Origin of the sequence: Bacteroides gallinarum DSM 18171 = JCM 13658 (assembly GCF_000374365.1) — a bacterium.
Classification (GTDB): Bacteria; Bacteroidota; Bacteroidia; order Bacteroidales; family Bacteroidaceae; genus Bacteroides; species Bacteroides gallinarum.
Map to the genome: position 1 here is coordinate 1 of NZ_KB894182.1, position 16,150 is coordinate 16,150.

At 47.8% G+C, this 16,150-nt stretch carries 12 protein-coding genes and 3 pseudogenes; 9 read left to right on the top strand and 6 right to left on the bottom strand.

Features of this window, described 5'->3' with window-relative positions:
• Positions 1-167 (top strand): annotated as a pseudogene (locus tag C233_RS23880) (DDE transposase); the annotation flags it as partial.
• A 387-nt stretch (positions 168-554) separates the two neighbouring features.
• On the opposite strand, the gene C233_RS0120710 reads toward C233_RS23880, so the two are convergent.
• From C233_RS0120710 to C233_RS0120720, 3 genes are all read right to left on the bottom strand, one after another.
• Positions 555-3,350: a putative LPS assembly protein LptD gene (locus tag C233_RS0120710; RefSeq protein WP_026314952.1), complete on the bottom strand. Its 2,796-nt coding sequence runs from the start codon at positions 3,348-3,350 to the stop codon at positions 555-557.
• Between the two features lie 79 nt (positions 3,351-3,429).
• On the bottom strand, positions 3,430-3,966 hold the full coding sequence (locus tag C233_RS0120715; RefSeq protein ID WP_018669412.1) for an HD domain-containing protein: 537 nt from the start codon (positions 3,964-3,966) through the stop codon (positions 3,430-3,432).
• Between the two features lies 1 nt (position 3,967).
• Entirely contained in the window at positions 3,968-5,683 is a 1,716-nt protein-coding gene (locus tag C233_RS0120720) for an ArnT family glycosyltransferase (protein ID WP_018669413.1), read from the bottom strand.
• Between the two features lie 122 nt (positions 5,684-5,805).
• Between C233_RS0120720 and C233_RS0120725 the strand changes: the two genes are divergently transcribed.
• The 3 genes from C233_RS0120725 to C233_RS0120735 all read left to right on the top strand — a co-directional run bounded on the left by C233_RS0120725 (position 5,806) and on the right by C233_RS0120735 (position 7,947).
• Complete coding sequence (locus C233_RS0120725; RefSeq protein ID WP_018669414.1) at positions 5,806-6,183, top strand: GtrA family protein; 378 nt, start codon at positions 5,806-5,808, stop codon at positions 6,181-6,183.
• A gap of 79 nt (positions 6,184-6,262) precedes the next feature.
• Positions 6,263-7,210 carry a glycosyltransferase family 2 protein gene (locus tag C233_RS0120730; protein WP_018669415.1) on the top strand — a complete coding sequence of 316 codons (948 nt, stop codon included), beginning with the start codon at positions 6,263-6,265 and terminating at the stop codon, positions 7,208-7,210.
• 98 nt (positions 7,211-7,308) lie between these two features.
• A complete protein-coding gene (locus tag C233_RS0120735) occupies positions 7,309-7,947 on the top strand; it encodes an HAD family hydrolase (RefSeq protein ID WP_018669416.1) in 639 nt (212 codons plus the stop codon).
• 36 nt (positions 7,948-7,983) lie between these two features.
• On the opposite strand, the gene C233_RS0120740 is transcribed toward C233_RS0120735, so the two are convergent.
• Positions 7,984-9,087, bottom strand: a complete 1,104-nt coding sequence (locus C233_RS0120740) for a PDDEXK nuclease domain-containing protein (protein WP_018669417.1) — start codon at positions 9,085-9,087, stop codon at positions 7,984-7,986.
• Between the two features lie 16 nt (positions 9,088-9,103).
• On the opposite strand from C233_RS0120740, the gene C233_RS0120745 reads away from it, so the two are divergent.
• Together C233_RS0120745 and C233_RS23885 are read left to right on the top strand one after the other, a co-directional pair.
• Positions 9,104-9,385 (top strand): hypothetical protein, encoded by a 282-nt coding sequence (locus C233_RS0120745; protein WP_018669418.1) that lies wholly within the window; start codon positions 9,104-9,106, stop codon positions 9,383-9,385.
• Positions 9,285-9,755: pseudogene (locus C233_RS23885) on the top strand (GrpB family protein); the annotation flags it as partial. The gene C233_RS0120745 and the pseudogene C233_RS23885, both read left to right, overlap by 101 nt.
• 186 nt (positions 9,756-9,941) lie before the next feature.
• Here C233_RS23885 and C233_RS0120750 read toward each other — a convergent pair.
• Positions 9,942-10,898 carry a bile acid:sodium symporter gene (locus C233_RS0120750; protein WP_025069222.1) on the bottom strand — a complete coding sequence of 319 codons (957 nt, stop codon included), beginning with the start codon at positions 10,896-10,898 and terminating at the stop codon, positions 9,942-9,944.
• Between the two features lie 400 nt (positions 10,899-11,298).
• Here C233_RS0120750 and C233_RS0120755 point away from each other — a divergent pair, with 400 nt between their 5' ends.
• The 3 genes from C233_RS0120755 (at position 11,299) to dnaA (ending at position 15,178) form a co-directional block, all read left to right on the top strand.
• Complete coding sequence (locus C233_RS0120755) at positions 11,299-12,525, top strand: N-acetylmuramoyl-L-alanine amidase family protein (RefSeq protein ID WP_026314953.1); 1,227 nt, start codon at positions 11,299-11,301, stop codon at positions 12,523-12,525.
• 12 nt (positions 12,526-12,537) lie between these two features.
• Positions 12,538-13,431, top strand: coding sequence for an MlaD family protein (locus tag C233_RS0120760; protein WP_018669421.1), 894 nt, complete (start codon positions 12,538-12,540; stop codon positions 13,429-13,431).
• A 352-nt stretch (positions 13,432-13,783) separates the two neighbouring features.
• Positions 13,784-15,178 carry a chromosomal replication initiator protein DnaA gene (gene dnaA / locus C233_RS0120765; RefSeq protein ID WP_018669422.1) on the top strand — a complete coding sequence of 465 codons (1,395 nt, stop codon included), beginning with the start codon at positions 13,784-13,786 and terminating at the stop codon, positions 15,176-15,178.
• A gap of 150 nt (positions 15,179-15,328) precedes the next feature.
• Here the strand turns inward: dnaA and C233_RS23055 are convergent.
• Positions 15,329-15,880 (bottom strand): annotated as a pseudogene (locus tag C233_RS23055) (nitroreductase family protein); the annotation flags it as partial.
• Positions 15,881-16,150 lie beyond the last annotated feature (270 nt).

A 16,150-nucleotide genomic window follows, 5' to 3' on the forward strand; every position in this document is an offset into this window, starting at 1 on the left:
CCCGACTTGAAGGCAGCTTCGGCACTCAGAAGCAATATTACTCGCTCTCAAGGATAAAGGCCAGAAACAGGAAGACTGAAATACTGTGGATTTTCTTCGGAATACATACGGCAAATGCCGTAATGATGACAGACAAGATCAAAAACAGGACGGCTAAAGCAGCATGATATGATTTTATGCACAGAATCAGAAGAGGTCATCAGACTTCTTCCAGAACTTCATGTCCTACCGGATAGAATTACGTGAGAAAGCACAGAAAAATGACAATAATAATGGCATATGAAGTGGTTATGCTCTATCATCTTCATATGCCATCTTGTTTTTTAGGGACATTTACTGAATATCCCAATTTACACAAAATCTCAGACAGTGCCCGATAGAATGATAATGGAGTGTTACTCCCCATTATCATCCTATCTCTTTATCATTTTTCATCACGCACCCTATCGCCTCATTACACTATATTCTATCACTTCATCGCACTATCCCTACACACTATTTCCGTTCCTTTTACCGCCTTTCCCCTCTCTGTTACTTCTTCTATAATCAAATTTCTAATACCACTGAATATTACTTTGCGTCTGGCTTCTCTGCTCCCACTTCAAATCTTGCAGGATACTTGCGTTGGCACGAATCGTAAAGTTGTAGTATTTCCATTGCCCGAAAGGAGAAAGGCTTGCCGACATGCTGAAACAGTGGAGGTCGCGCGTTATGTTGAAGGTAGTCTGTACAATCTTCTTAGCCTCGAAGTCGTAGCCGGAATTGAAGCTGACAGCCCATTTATTGGAAAGTTTTATATTACCGGAAGCACTCAGGTTATGCGTATAGCGATAAGGATAACGCATCGTTTTCCGGTTGATAGGCTTGCTACGGTCTTCGGAAATATTAAAGCTATAGTTGAAGTTCAAAGACCACGGCATCTTGAATACCTGATAACCGTCGGCATCCACAGCCGCCTTTTCCACCTTCTTCTTGGGAATACCGGTATTGTCGGAACCCTCCTCCGTATCCTCGTCCCCCTCGGAATCCGAGCCCTCTTTCTTCTCCTCATCGGTATCTCCCGTTCCGCTCAACTTCTCCTTCCACTTCTTCCATGTCTCGTTATTGAAGGTATAACTGAAAGAAGAACCGTAACCCTGGAATATACCGAAACGGCCATACGACCACTCCGTACGGTCATTATCCACTACATTACCATTCTCGTCGAACTTATAACCGTAAGTCTTGAACGAAGAACTCATACTGAATGTATAATTCTTGCTCAACTTCAAGCGCAGATTCAACCCCAGGTCGCTCCAGGGACGTGTCGCAGCAGCCATATTATAACTGATATTCGCCCCCAGCTCGTCAATCAGGCTGACCTTCTTCACCGTATCCTTCTTGCTGCTGTAATACTTCATCTCCAGGTTGTTGGATATGCTGAAATTAATACTACCCTGCTTACCCCGTCCCGGCACATCGAATGCCTGCCCGGAATACGGGGAGTAAACCACCGTATCGCGCCTGCCGTCCGCATAATTCCGGATATAAGAGTCGTAATAGCCGTAACGGGAAGAACCGAAGTCGGGAGCGGCGCTTATGCTCACCGAAGGAGTTATGACATGACGAATCTGTATCTTCTTTTTCGGCAGGAACATAGGATTATACATACCGTATATCTTCGTATTGATACCCAGGCTGGCATTATAGTTATATACACGGTGAAAACCATAAATCGTATCGGTAGCCACTTCCCTGCCGCTCGTTCCGGCATTGGGGTCCCAGTCCTTCATCACCTTGCGCGTGTACCAGCGCTCCGTATAGCTGACGGAAGGGGTCACATTAAAATACTTGAACAAAGTAAAGGTAGCGCTAATCGGTATCTCATGCTTCATACCATTCTTCCAGTCCTTTATCAGGTTGGATTTGAACAGCAAGTTATCCTTCGTCTGGATACTGTTCGTCAGACGGCCGGTATACCTCACCGAAATCTTCTCGTACCACCGCTCCTCGCCCGCCGCCTTCTTGCGCTTAAAAGGATAGAGCGTGGTCAAGGAAATATTCAGGTCGGGCAAGGTAACATTGACCGAGGAGTCCCTCATGGTCTGCGCGATATTGGTGGTAGCCGCCACCGTCAGCTTCCTGTCGAAGAAATAACGGGAATAGCTGATACTCGAAGTCTTCGTATTCTGCGACATGGCGTTCGAGTTGTACATATTCCCGATGTTGGTGCGCTCGTAACTACTGGTTGCAAAGTTCACGCTGGCAGAGAAAGTCTGGTTAGGGTTCGCCTTTGCATCCTGCCTGTGAGACCAGACAATCTTGAAGTCTTTCGCAACAGAATAATCCGGCAACCCCTTGTCGCCGGTCTTGGTAACCTGGTAACTCGCCTGGAACAGACCGGAATACTTGTACCGCTTGATATAATTGGACTCGGTATTCAATGCCCACGAACCTTTCGTAAAAATATCCGCCCTCAGCTTCAAGTCCATTTTGTCGCTGATAGCGAAATAATACCCGCCGTCCGTCAAGCCGAAACCACGGCTGGAGTCGTCCATATACGTAGGCATCAGGAAACCGGAAGAATAACTGCTCGAGAACGGGAAGAAAAAGAACGGCACGGCAAGCGGCAGAGGCACATCCTCCACCACCAGATAAGCGGGTCCCGTTACGACATTCTTCTTGGGGCGCACCTTCGCATAAGTCATCTGCATATAGAAGTGAGGATGCTCGTGGTGGTCGCAGGTCGTATAACGGCCGCTTTTCATATACAGCTCGTCGTTGGCGCCCTTCTTGGCATTGTTCCCGGTAACATACCCCTCTCCCTGCTGGCTGACCACATTGCTGATGATACCCTTCTTGCTCTTGAAGTTATAGCGAATCGTATTGGTTTCGTACGGCGTCTCCCCGTCCTTGAACACCGGAGTGCCCTTTTTCACGCCAAGAGAATCTTCCACCCCATGCGCATACACCGTACTGCTATCCAGGTTCATGGTGATAACATCCGCCGCCAACTCTATCTGCTGGTAATTCACCTTTCCCTGCCCGTACAGATGCGCATATCCCCCCTGGGCAAATACAATGGAGTCGTTTGCTTCATACGTAACCGGAGCGTCCAGAGGCTGTTTCTTCTTGGCTGGAGCCAGCGTATCCGTTTGCAGGGAATCCCTCAGCAAGGAATCCGCCCCCTCTATCCGGACGGAACCGCCCCCTCCCAAGCCGAGCGAGTCGCCCCGTAAGGAGTCCGTTTGCTGTCTTTCGGGCGGCACGGCAGCTCTCCGACGACGTTGCGAAGCAGCCTCACCGGAAAGAAGAAGTAAGACGAATAGTAGTATGAACGATATGAATGTATTTGCTTTCAATGGCGTCATTAACTAATAGTTTACGCTTGAAGGGGCAAAAGTACGTAATTTATACGGATAATCTCCCTTTTTAAAGAAATTTAGATTGCTACAAAAACAGTCCGCACCAACGGTCGAAGCGTTGCAGACCGGCTTCACCGTAGCGTTGCAGGCTTTTCCTCGCCTTCTCCACACTCTTTTCCCTATCCAGGTGCGTCTTGGAGTAAAACTTGTCGGCAAAACAAACCACCTGCTCCTCCATGCTTACCGGCAGCATATCACGGTGGGGAACAGGCAAATCCTGCGCAATGATATCCTCCAGCGAAAGCCCGGCGCCGGTATGCCTTTCGCAAACCAGCGCATGGCGCGGATACCCCTCCGAACGTACCAAGTCGGCTCCCAGATAGCCGTGGCAGATATAAGGCTTGTCTCCAAAACAATGGATGCCGTCGGCATCCGTCAGGAAAATACCTATATCGTGCAACATCGCCGCCTCATACAAGAACTCCCTGTCCAAAGACAATTCCGGATGCCTGTCGGCAATCTGCAAAGCCTTCTCTGCAACAGAACGGCTATGTACCAGCAGGATATGCCTCAGCTCATTCTCTTGCGGGTAGTATTTATCAATCAACTTTATAGGAGACATCTTATTTCTTACTGAATTTATACACTATGACCTTTCTACGCACATCGCAACTGCGCAGCGGCGTCCGGTAGACCTCCTCCAGCCGGTACGTTTCCCCGTTATCCTGCAAGAATTTCTCTTGCAGCTCGTCTATCACCAATACATATCCCCCGGCGGGCTGCAACCGGTCGAAGATACGCACACGGTCGCCCAGGTAATAGTTTATGCCATAGAATTTCACCCAGTCCCCGTACGAATACACCGTACCTTGCGGTTCGAGCTCATTCAGGCGGACAGCCAGATGCTTGTCCGACTTCACCGCCAGTATAGTAGGTTGGTAAACCCCGTCCAGCGACACGAAAATACACAATATACACCCCGCCGTACCATACAGCAACGACCGCACATCCACACGTTTCGCCAGCATATACAACAGGCAGACCGCCGCCACAAGCGGCAAGAAAACAATCAGCCACTTCGGTAGCGCGAGCTGCACCTCCTGCAACGCATGCGTAAACGCGATATTCTCGGCAGCATGCTTACCTGTACCCCAAATGCTGTCGGGAATCATCCCCAGGCGCACGGCAAAGAAGGTAAACGTGAGCAAAACAGCCAGTGAAGCAAAAATCCAGGCGGAAATCCTGAACACCTTCGCACCCCGCTGCACCAATGCCAACAGGTATTCGGCAAGCAACATACCCATAAACGGATAGATAGGCAGCAAATACACGCTACGCTTGCTCTTGGGGATGCAATAGAAGATGAAAATAGCCAGGATAACCACCCATGCGAAAAGCTGCAACGGCGATTGGGAACGGAATTTATCCCATGCCCTTTTCAAGCGCTGCCCGAAAGACGCACCTTCGGGCAGCAGGCGCATCCCTTTCCATTTAAGCCCGAAAAGGGAAATCAGCAGCACCAGCGTCCACGGTATCCACCCCCAGATAATAGTCAGGAAATTATACCACAGCGGATTTTCGTGCGATGCATAAGACATCTTCCGGAAAAAGCGTCCGGTATTCTCCTCCAGCATCAAATCGACGAACGGCTGCCCGCCCTGCCGGTAAGCCGCCCAGAACCAGACAGCCAGCGGAATGAGAGACAGCAGTCCGATTCCCAACAAGGAAAAGAAAGCCTTCGCGAACGGACGGCCGCGCAGCAACTGGTAGATACCGATACACAAGCAGGGGAATATGGAGCCCACCGGCCCTTTCGTGAGCGTGGCGCATGCCATAAGCACTATCGCCAGCCAGGGAACACCCTTGCAGTTCTTCTCGTCCCACCGGAAAAGCAGGCACAGCGAAATAACAATCAGAGAAACCTGCAACATATCCAACCGGCACGCCACCGCAGCCCGGTGCACCTCGAAAGAGGACAACAGAAGAATGGAAGTAAGGAACGCCGTCTTTACATCCTTACGCTTAGCCACGAAGCAGAAGAACACCAACTGCATGGCAAGGAAGGCAAGAGCCGACGGCATACGCGCCGTAAATTCCGTAAGCCCTCCCAACACCGTCGAAACGACGGCTATCGTCCAATAAAGGAAAGGCGGTTTATAGGCGATTTCCACTCCGTAATTCGTCGGGAGCACCCAGTTGCCGCTTTCCAGCATGGTATACGCAACTATCGCCTCCCGCGGTTCGCCTTTCGAATAAAATATGGTTTCTCCCAGGAAGGGAACCAATACGAGCACACTCAACAGTGCGATGAACCAGAACGCTATCTTTCTGTCTGACATATATTTTCGTTTTTACATTTTCACGCTGCAAAAATACGAATTATTCTATAACAATCCCTAACTTTGCCGTCTCAATGATAGTGTAATCCTTAAATGAAACCGACAGATAGCGTAACCCTCAAATGAAACCGATAAAAAGAGTTCCCGAATTCATACGTTTCGTCATGGTAGGCATTTTGGCAACCGCTCTGCACTACGGAGCCTATTTCCTGCTGCAAACCCTCCTCGACGTCAACATAGCCTACACCCTCGGCTACGCCCTCAGTTTCATCGCCAATTTCTACCTTACCGCCTACTTCACATTCGGTAGAAAGCCGTCATGGGGAAAAGCATTCGGTTTCGGCGGAGCCCATTTGATAAACTACCTGCTGCATATCGGGCTGCTGAACACCTTTCTCTGGCTGGGACTCTCCAAGCCCCTCGCCCCTATCCCGGTATTCGCCATAGCTATCCCGGTGAACTTCCTGCTGGTGCGCTTCGTATTCAAACGCAAAAACTGATGTTTTTAAATCAGGTATTATTTAAGACTTCCTCAAAAAATAATATATTTGCGAAGTATTTATCACATATGCTTGCCAAATGAAGAAAGTAACCTTGCTGATTCCGGTATATAACGAAGAAGCCATGCTCCCCACCCTATACCAGCGTTTGATAGAGCTTATCGAGCGCAATGCCAATTATGCGTGGGAAATCCTGTTTATAAACGACGGCAGCAGCGACAGGACGCTCGATGTTATCCGCCGGCTCAGGCAAGCAGACCAAAGGGTGAACTTCGTAAACCTCTCGCGCAATTTCGGCAAAGAAATCGCCATGCTGGCAGGTTTCGACTATACCACCGGAGACTGCTGCGTAGTCATGGACGCCGACCTGCAAGACCCTCCCGAGCTTGTAGACCAAATGCTGCAATATTGGGAAGAAGGTTACGACGACATCTACGCCAAGCGCCGCAACCGCGGGGAGGAAAGCTGGCTGCGCCGCCGGCTGTCGCTCGCCTTCTACAAGATTCTGCAAAACATGAGCCGGATAGACATCCTGCCGAACGTAGGCGACTTCCGCCTGCTCGACCGCCGCTGCGTACTGACGCTAAGATGTCTGCGCGAACAAGAGCGATACACCAAAGGACTGTTCTGCTGGATAGGTTACCGGAAGAAAAGCATCGAGTTCGACCGCGGCGACCGCCTTGCCGGGCACTCCTCCTGGAGCTTCTTCAAGCTGCTGAACCTGGCAATAGAGGGCATCACCTCCTCCTCTACCGCTCCGTTGCGCATCGCCACCGTATGCGGCGTCCTCTTTTCCATTTCCAGCTTCATCTACGCTATCTACTTCCTGGTAAAGACTATCATGTACGGCGACCAGGCCGCCGGATTTCCCACCCTGATAGTCGTTATCCTGTTCCTGGGCGGTATCCAACTGTTCTCGCTGGGTGTCATAGGAGAATACATAGGACGCATTTTCAAGGAAACCAAAAGACGGCCTGCCTATATCGCATCGGAGTATAATGAAAAGAAGCTGGGATACGACGAATAATGCCTCACACCCTCACCCCTTAAAAGAGAACTATCAGCACGATACGGAAATTAACGAAAAGAAAAATATAAAAACGTTTTAGCGCTTAAAATCTGATTATGAAATACAAGCATATAATTTTTGATATTGACGGAACTATGTTGGATTCTGCCTACGCAGACCTCATGGCATTACAAAAAGTCCTTTGGGAATTACAAAACAAGAGATATGAAATCTCAGATTTACATTTTGCATTAGGAATTCCAAGCGAAGTTGCATTAAGGCAATTAGACATCGAAGATATCCCAATGGCAAGCAAACTATGGAGCGATTATACCAAAGAATTATCATATACCATGAAACTATTCGACGGTATAAAAGAGTTGCTAATCGAACTTAGCGACAAAGGCGTCAAACTCGGCATTATCACTTCAAAAAACAGAAGTGAATATTTTAATGATTTCAGCCCATTCGGGCTGGATGCATATTTTGACACAGTGATAACGGTAGAAGACAGCATATCGCCCAAGCCTTCTGCCGCACCTATGATATCTTATCTAACAAAAACCGGAGCCAGTCCACAAGATGTAATTTATATTGGCGATACTTTGTATGATTGGGAGTGTGCCCAAAATGCCGGAGTGGACTTTGGTTTAGTAATGTGGGGAAGTCATCCGGCCAAGCAGATTAATACTGCCTATTCGTTCAAAACTCCCGAAGAAATTCTGAGTTTTCTCATTAACAACAATTCAATATGAGGAAAATAAGTAAACAAAACGAACTAAACCTGTTTTCTATAACAACTTTTTCAATTCATCAATATCCGGTAATGCCTTACGAAGTCGTTCCGGCATTTCCTCGGAAGCCCGGTAAGTGGCACCCCCCATTGGCTTATTGTAATCACGTACCGCAAACTCCACAAAGGTTTGATTCATTTCCCGGCAAAGGATGATTCCGATAGAGGGATTCTCGTGCGGCTTTCTCACGTATGAATCCAATGCGGAAAGGTAAGTGTTCAGTTGTCCTAAATAGGAACTTCGGAATTTGCCAGACTTCAATTCTACGGCGACCAGAGAATTAAGTTCCCGATTGAAGAACAATAAATCAATGAACATTTCCTCTCCTGCCACTTCGATACGGTATTGATTGCCTATAAAACTGAAATCCTGCCCAAAGGTCATGATGAACTTCTTTACGTTGGCAACGATAGCTTTTTCTACAACACGCTCGTTTATATCCTCTTCCTGCTCATCCAGTTCTTCTATATTGATAAAGTCCAACAAATAATCATCTTTGAAAGAGCAGATAGCTTTAATTGCCTGCTTTGTATCGGGCAGTGTTTGGGCAAAATTGTTGGGTAGCACTCCTCGATGGTGGTAAAGGTCAGCCTTCAAATAATCCCTTAAAGTATATTTGCTCCAATACCGAATGGCACACTCATGGATATAGAACAATCTTTCATCCAATTCTTTAGCCTTTGCTATAATTTCCGTATGATGACTGAAACCGATTGATAGGAAATCTGCCCAGTTAAATTCATCCGCCACTGGCTGATGAATTGTCATCAACAACAACTTTTCGTTCAGCACCAAATCATCCGCCGCTGGCTGATGATTTAAAACCTTGTTCCATTCCTCATAAAATATACGCATATTCCTTATGCTGGTCGCTGAAAATCCTCTTAATCCCGGCAGTTCTTTCTGTAACATCGAAGAAATCTGCTCTACCGCACCTTTACCCCAAAAACCTCTACGGGAGTTTTCCGAAACATACCTCCCAATACCATAATACAAAGAGAGCTGTTCTTTATTCACTGATGCAGCGGCACGGTACTGGCTACGCAAGATTGCTTCCTTTATGGCTCTTACTGCTTCTATATAGTCCTGACTTATATCCATTGTATTCTTAATTTAAATGCAAAAGTACGAAAATAAAGCAGAGAATCAACAACTTGGTTTCCTAAACCAACAAATTAAAAATGAAAAGATTATCTTTGCAAACACAATAAATGCATCGGTAAGGCACATGGAAGATTTCAATTTACAATATGCTCAACATCTTTCACTGGATTTACTAAAAAACTTTCCGTTAAAACATGAAACAAAAAGAATTGGCAAGTTTATCTTTAGAGGAACTGTGGCAGTTATTCCCTATCATTCTAACTCCTCACCAAAGCGCCTGGATAAGTTGGTATAGAGAAGAAAAAGAACTGTTAGAAAGGGAATTACCCCACATTAACCGTATCAGTCATATAGGAAGTACTGCTATCAAAGGCATATGGGCAAAGCCTACCATAGACATACTTGTGGAGAGTCACAAAGAAAAGAAACTGGCGGATTTTAAAAATGCCATTGAAAGATGTGGCTATATCTGTATGGCAGAAAGCAGCAATCGAATAGACTTCAATAAAGGCTATACATTACAAGGCTTTGCCGAACGGACATTTCACCTACATCTACGGTACATTGGAGATAATGATGAATTATATTTCAGAGATTATCTTTTAGAGAATGCCTCCGTCGCCAAAGAATATGAACGGCTTAAACTCAAATTGTGGAAACAATATGAACATGACCGAGATGCATACACTTCTCATAAAAGCGAATTCATAAAGTATTACACAGAGAAAGGAAAATCGCTCTTTACAGATATCTATATCAGTACCAAATTTATTAAACTAAACAGGAAAACAAGGGAAATAAAAGAATTTATATACAGCAAACACAAAACAATAACTATCAACATCTTATATTTAACATTTCATCTCATTCTTTCTCTTTTTCCACAGTTGCCAACTGTTAATAATGTTTTGCCACAGCACATACGAGCCCGGTCCCACGGAGGACAACGGATTCAGATACGTATAAGACATCCAAATGGCAAGCACCGTATTTTTCTGCCCCAATGCCTGCCCGCCGCTGATACGGTCATTATAATGCCCGCCAATCCTTTTTCCCAAATAGAACTGAACGCAGCAGGCTATCAAACCGGCTAAGGCAATCAAAACCTCCACAAACACCGGCGCATCGCTATTCACCAATGAACGTACCGTCTGCCCCGACACAATAGCGAGCGCCACCGCCCACAAATAAAAGGCGGCATCATGAAACTCCAATAAATACCGGTGTACCTTCTTGACAAACACCCGCAGAAACCATGCCAGGAAAAAAGGCAGGAGCAACAGCGGAAACACCTTGCCCAATATCTTCAGGAAAGCCGCAAAGAAAGTAATGTCGGCATGCGGCTCCACCCACGGAAACACCAATGGAACAGCCACGGCAGCCAGAAGATTGGATAACAAAGTGTACGTGGTAAGGCTCGACGCACTTCCACCCAGTTTGCCGGTAATCACCGCAGCAGCAGTAGCCGTAGGACAAATAAGGCATACCATAGCCCCCTCAAAGACTTCCCGGTACATCTCTTTCATAGGACAACACACCAGCAGGGCAGCAACCGCCAGGCATGCAATCGTCTGGAACAGCAACAGCCAACCGTGCCATGCCTTGGGCTTTAGCTCGCGCACCTCCACTTTACAAAAGGTCAGCAATAATTGCGCAAAAATCAGAGCCGGGGTAAGAAGGGCTATCAGCCCGTTCAAACAAGGTTTTACCGGCGCAAACCAGGGTATCCTTGCAAAGAAGAAGTACCCCGCAGTACCTGCAAGCATCGCCAGGGGCAATGTCCAATTCTTTATAAAACGAAGAAACATACTCGTGTCTGCCATTACTATTCGGGCGCAAAGTTACGGATATTATCAACAAGTAGGCGCATTGCAGAAAATAAAAGACGAAAAAGGGACAAACAGGCAGCAGAAGCCCTATTCATAATTCGTTAGACAGTTGTTATCCTTTCGTTAGACTGCCGTTGCCCTTTCGTTAAACAACTGTCTAACGAAAGGGCAACAACTGTCTGGCGAATTACCTACTGCCTGCCGCAAGCCAAAAACAAGCACGGCAAACGAATAAATTCCGCAGGCGCAATGACTAAATCTCCCTAAAAAGAGGCCGTTGCAAACAAAACTTGAATGCAAAGTGTGAGTTTTCTATAAAAATACACTACATTTGCGGAGCGGAAACAGACCTTTGCACTATTTTTGCAACGATTTTTATATGAAACTATACAGACGATACATATTATATATAGGCATTTGCCTGGGGATGCTCGCCTCCCCTATCTGTACCGGCAGTGCTGAAGCAAAGGATTTTGTGGTCGTTATCGACGCCGGACACGGGGGACACGACCCCGGCGCTATCGGCAAAATCTCCAAAGAGAAGAATATCAACCTAAATGTGGCGCTCAAGCTCGGCAAGCAGATACAGAAGAACTGCCCGGACGTGAAAGTCATTTACACCCGTACGCGGGATGTATTCATCCCCCTGAACCGGCGCGCCGAGATAGCCAACGACGCCAAGGCAGACCTGTTTATCTCGGTACACACCAACGCACTCGCCAACAACCGCACCGCCAAAGGCGCATCCACCTGGACGCTGGGTCTTGCCAAGTCGGATGCCAACCTGGAAGTGGCGAAACGTGAAAACTCGGTTATTCTCTACGAAAGCGATTACAAGACGCGTTATGCGGGGTTCAATCCCAACTCCTCCGAATCCTACATCATCTTCGAGTTCATGCAGGACAAATACATGTCGCAGAGCGTACACCTTGCCTCCCTCGTACAGAAACAGTTCCGCAACACCTGCCGGCGCGTAGACCGGGGCGTGCACCAGGCGGGGTTCCTGGTGCTGAAAGCCAGCGCCATGCCGAGCATCCTGATAGAATTAGGATTCATCTCCACCCCGGAGGAAGAACGCTACTTGAACTCGGAAGCGGGAACCAGCACCCTTGCCAACGGTATTTTCCGCGCCTTCCTTACCTATAAGCGCGAGCAGGAAATCCGCCTGAACGGTAGCAGCCGTACCGTGTTGCCGGAAGATACGCCGCAGCCGGAAGAAGAAGCAAAGGAAACCGCCAAAACAACGCCGGAAACGACCCCGAAACCAGCCGGACAGAACGGCAAACCCGCCTCCCGGCCTGCGGAAAAAGCCGCCGCTGCGCAAACAGAAAGCAGCAGCCTCGTGTTTAAGGTACAGGTACTCACCTCCGTACGCCCCCTGGCGAAGAACGACAAGAGGCTGAAAGGACTGAAAAACGTGGATTATTACAAGGAAGGCGATCTGTACAAATACACGTACGGCGCATCTTCCGATTACAATAAGGTGCTGCGCACCAAACGCTCGATTACGGCAAAATTCAAGGATGCCTTCATCGTTGCCTTCAAGAACGGCAAAAAGGTGAACATCAACACAGCTATCAAAGAATTCAAGAACAAAAAGAAATAAACCCAATACGCTATGAAGTATATTACTAAAGAAGTCCGGATAGGAATAGCAGGAATAGCTGCTCTCTGCATATTAGTATATGGCATCAATTACCTGAAAGGTATCAATATGTTCAAGCCTTCCAGCTATTTCTACGTCAAGTTCCAGAATGTCAACGGGCTTACCAAGTCGAGCCCCGTCTTTGCCGACGGTTTCCGTGTGGGCATCGTGCGCGATTTGTACTATGATTACAGCCAGCCCGGAAAGGTGGTTGCCGAAATAGATGTCGAACCCGACCTGCGCATCCCCAAAGGCAGCACGGCCGAGCTGACTACGGAGATGCTGGGCGGCGTCAAGATGAACCTCCTCCTTGCCAACAACCCGCGCGAAAAATACCAAATCGGAGATACCATACCCGGCGCCCTCAACAACGGAATGATGGAGAAAGCCGCCGCCATGATACCGCAACTGGAAAAAATGCTGCCTAAGCTGGACTCCATACTCGGCTCCCTGAACACGGTGCTTGCCGACCCCGCCATTCCCGCCACGCTGCACAACGTACAGAACCTCACGGCAAACCTGGCTGCAACCAGCGGCCAGTTGCAAACGCTGATGAACAAGGATATCCCGCAACTTACGGGCAAGCTGAACACTATCGGAGACAATTTCGTACTTATCTCCAACAACCTGAAAGAGATAGACTACGCAACGGCTATGCAAAGCATAGATTCGACACTCGCCAATGTAAAAATAATTACAGACAGACTGACCCGGAAAGACAATACCGTGGGATTGCTGCTCAACGACCCGTCGCTTTACAACAACCTCAATGCCACGACAGCCAATGCGGCGAGCTTGCTGGAGGACTTGAAATCGCACCCCAAACGCTACGTCCACTTCTCTCTGTTCGGGAAAAAAGATAAGTAGGAATTACTGCCTATATAGATTTTGTCTAAATAACAAGACTTGCCCGCTTTGAGAGGAAAAGCCCGTGACAAGTCTATGTATAAAGTAAAAAAGAAGTTTGCATCCATGCCGGTTCTCCAAGGGACGGAAGCCTGCAAGCAGGCATTAACACCCTATAATACAAAGCATTAGACAAAAGCAAGAGCAGATATAAAAGCACTGGTTCTGCGCATTCCGATAAGTAGCTGAAAGTAAAGAGATTATTATTTTCCCGAGAAATACAAGAAAAAGGGGATTTGTTTTTTTCAAATAAGATTGCCAATTTTGCAAACGTAGAAGTTTTGCTTAATCAATAAATGTATCAGTGGCCGTTATGAGTGAACAGGAGCATGTCGGATTGTGGAACCGCTGTCTTGAGATTATCAGAGACAATGTTCCGGAACAGACATATAAAACTTGGTTTCTTCCTATTATTCCTTTAAAATATGAGGACAAAACGCTTGTCGTGCAAGTCCCCAGCCAGTTCTTTTACGAATTCCTGGAAGATAAGTTCGTAGATTTGCTGCGCAAGACTCTTTATAAGGTAATCGGCGAAGGAACGAAGCTGATGTATAATGTAATGGTGGACAAGAGTTCGCGGCCGGAAAAGACCGTAAACTACGAATCGACCCACCGCACCATTATACCGCAAAAGCAGACGATAGACAAGGCTATCCCGCAGATACCCGTTCCCGACTTAGACCCGCACCTGAATCCGGAATATAACTTCGATACGTTTATCGAGGGATACAGCAACAAGCTGTCCCGCAGCGTTGCCGAGGCGGTGGCGCTCAATCCTGCCAAAACGATATTCAACCCGTTGTTCCTATACGGGGCATCGGGTGTGGGGAAAACCCACCTTGCCAATGCTATCGGTACGAAAATCAAAGAGCTGTATCCGGAAAAACGGGTACTGTACGTATCCGCACACCTGTTCCAGGTGCAGTACACCGATTCCGTACGCAACAACACCACCAACGACTTCATCAACTTCTACCAGACAATCGACGTGCTGATTATCGACGATATACAGGAGTTCGCAGGCGTTACCAAGACGCAGAATACGTTCTTCCATATCTTCAACCACCTGCACCAGAACGGCAAACAGCTCATTCTTACTTCCGACCGCGCCCCCGTGCTGCTTCAAGGCATGGAAGAACGCCTGATTACGCGTTTCAAATGGGGAATGGTGGCGGAACTGGAGAAGCCGACAGTAGAATTGCGCAAGAATATCCTGCGGAACAAGATACACCGCGACGGCCTGCAATTTCCGCCGGAAGTCATCGACTACATAGCCGAGAACGTGGGCAGCAGCGTCCGCGACCTGGAAGGGATTGTCATTTCCATTATGGCGCATTCTACCATATACAATAAGGAGATAGACCTGGAACTGGCACAGCGTATCGTACGCAAAGTCGTGAACAGCGAGAGCAAAGCTGTTACCATAGACGATATCATCACCACCGTATGCCGGCATTTCGGCCTGGAGAACGCTGCCATACATACCAAATCGCGCAAGCGGGAGGTGGTGCAGGCGCGCCAGATAGCCATGTACTTAGCCAAGAACCATACGGATTTCTCTACCGCCAAAATAGGTACGCTCATCGGCAACAAAGACCATGCTACCGTACTGCATGCCTGCAAAACTATCAAGCAACTGAAAGAGGTGGACAAATCGTTCCGCGCTGAAATCGACGAGATACAGGCAGCTCTGAAGAAGGGGAATTAACGCAAGGCGGGGGAGATATAAGATTATAAGATATAAGGCATGAAGTAAGCCGTCGTGTGCAGGAAAGCTGCGTAACCGTACTTCTTACTTCATGCCTTATATGTTTTTTCAGCCCCCGGCTACTGCCTGTCGCCGCCGGGTCGTTGTTTGTTAGAACCCTTGTTTCTTCATCGTTTGCCAAAGGTTTTCGGACATGGCCTCGCTGTCTTTCTTCGTGTAGCGTACATCCGTAAAGACTTGTGCCAGCGTTTCCTTGTTGTTTTCAATGATAAACTGCTTGTTCTCGGGCAGGGATTCCTTGTAGGCATACAGGCGGTCGATAGCTTCCGGAGTATAGTCGTGGTAGGTTTCCTCGTGAACGATAGCTTCCAAGGGCAGGCGGTCTACCTGGGCGGGAGTTTCGGCAGGCCAGCCTACGGTAACGGTGGTAATGGGAAAGACCAGTTCGGGCAACTCCAGCGCCTCGATAATCATCTGGGGGTTGTAGGTGGTAGTGCCTAAGTAGCAGATGCCCAGTCCTTTTTCCTCGGCTGCTACACAGAAAGTCTGCGCCACCAGCAGGGCGTCCACGGCTCCCGTAACGAACCACTCGAAATTATCGTAGCCCGGTTCGGCTTTCCGCTGCCTGCACCATAGGCTGAAACGGCGCAGGTCGATGCAGAAAGTAAGCACCACCGGCGCTGCCTGCACCATAGGGACATTCAGTAAATAATATAAAATCAGCCAACTAATTCATACACAAAATATTGCGAATTAGCTGGCTTTTTTGTATCTTTAGGTATTCCCCCGCAAATAAGGTTTGAAGGCCAAAACGGGGGAAATTCCCCGACTAAGATATGGCTAAGATACAAAATATTTCCGAAATTCACCCAACTTTGGGCTTCACAGAATTTGATGTTCTGGAAAAATACCGCAAAAGTTTTAATGAGAGTGAGCTTGGCAGGCTTCACTCAGTGTTCCCGTTTGAACGCA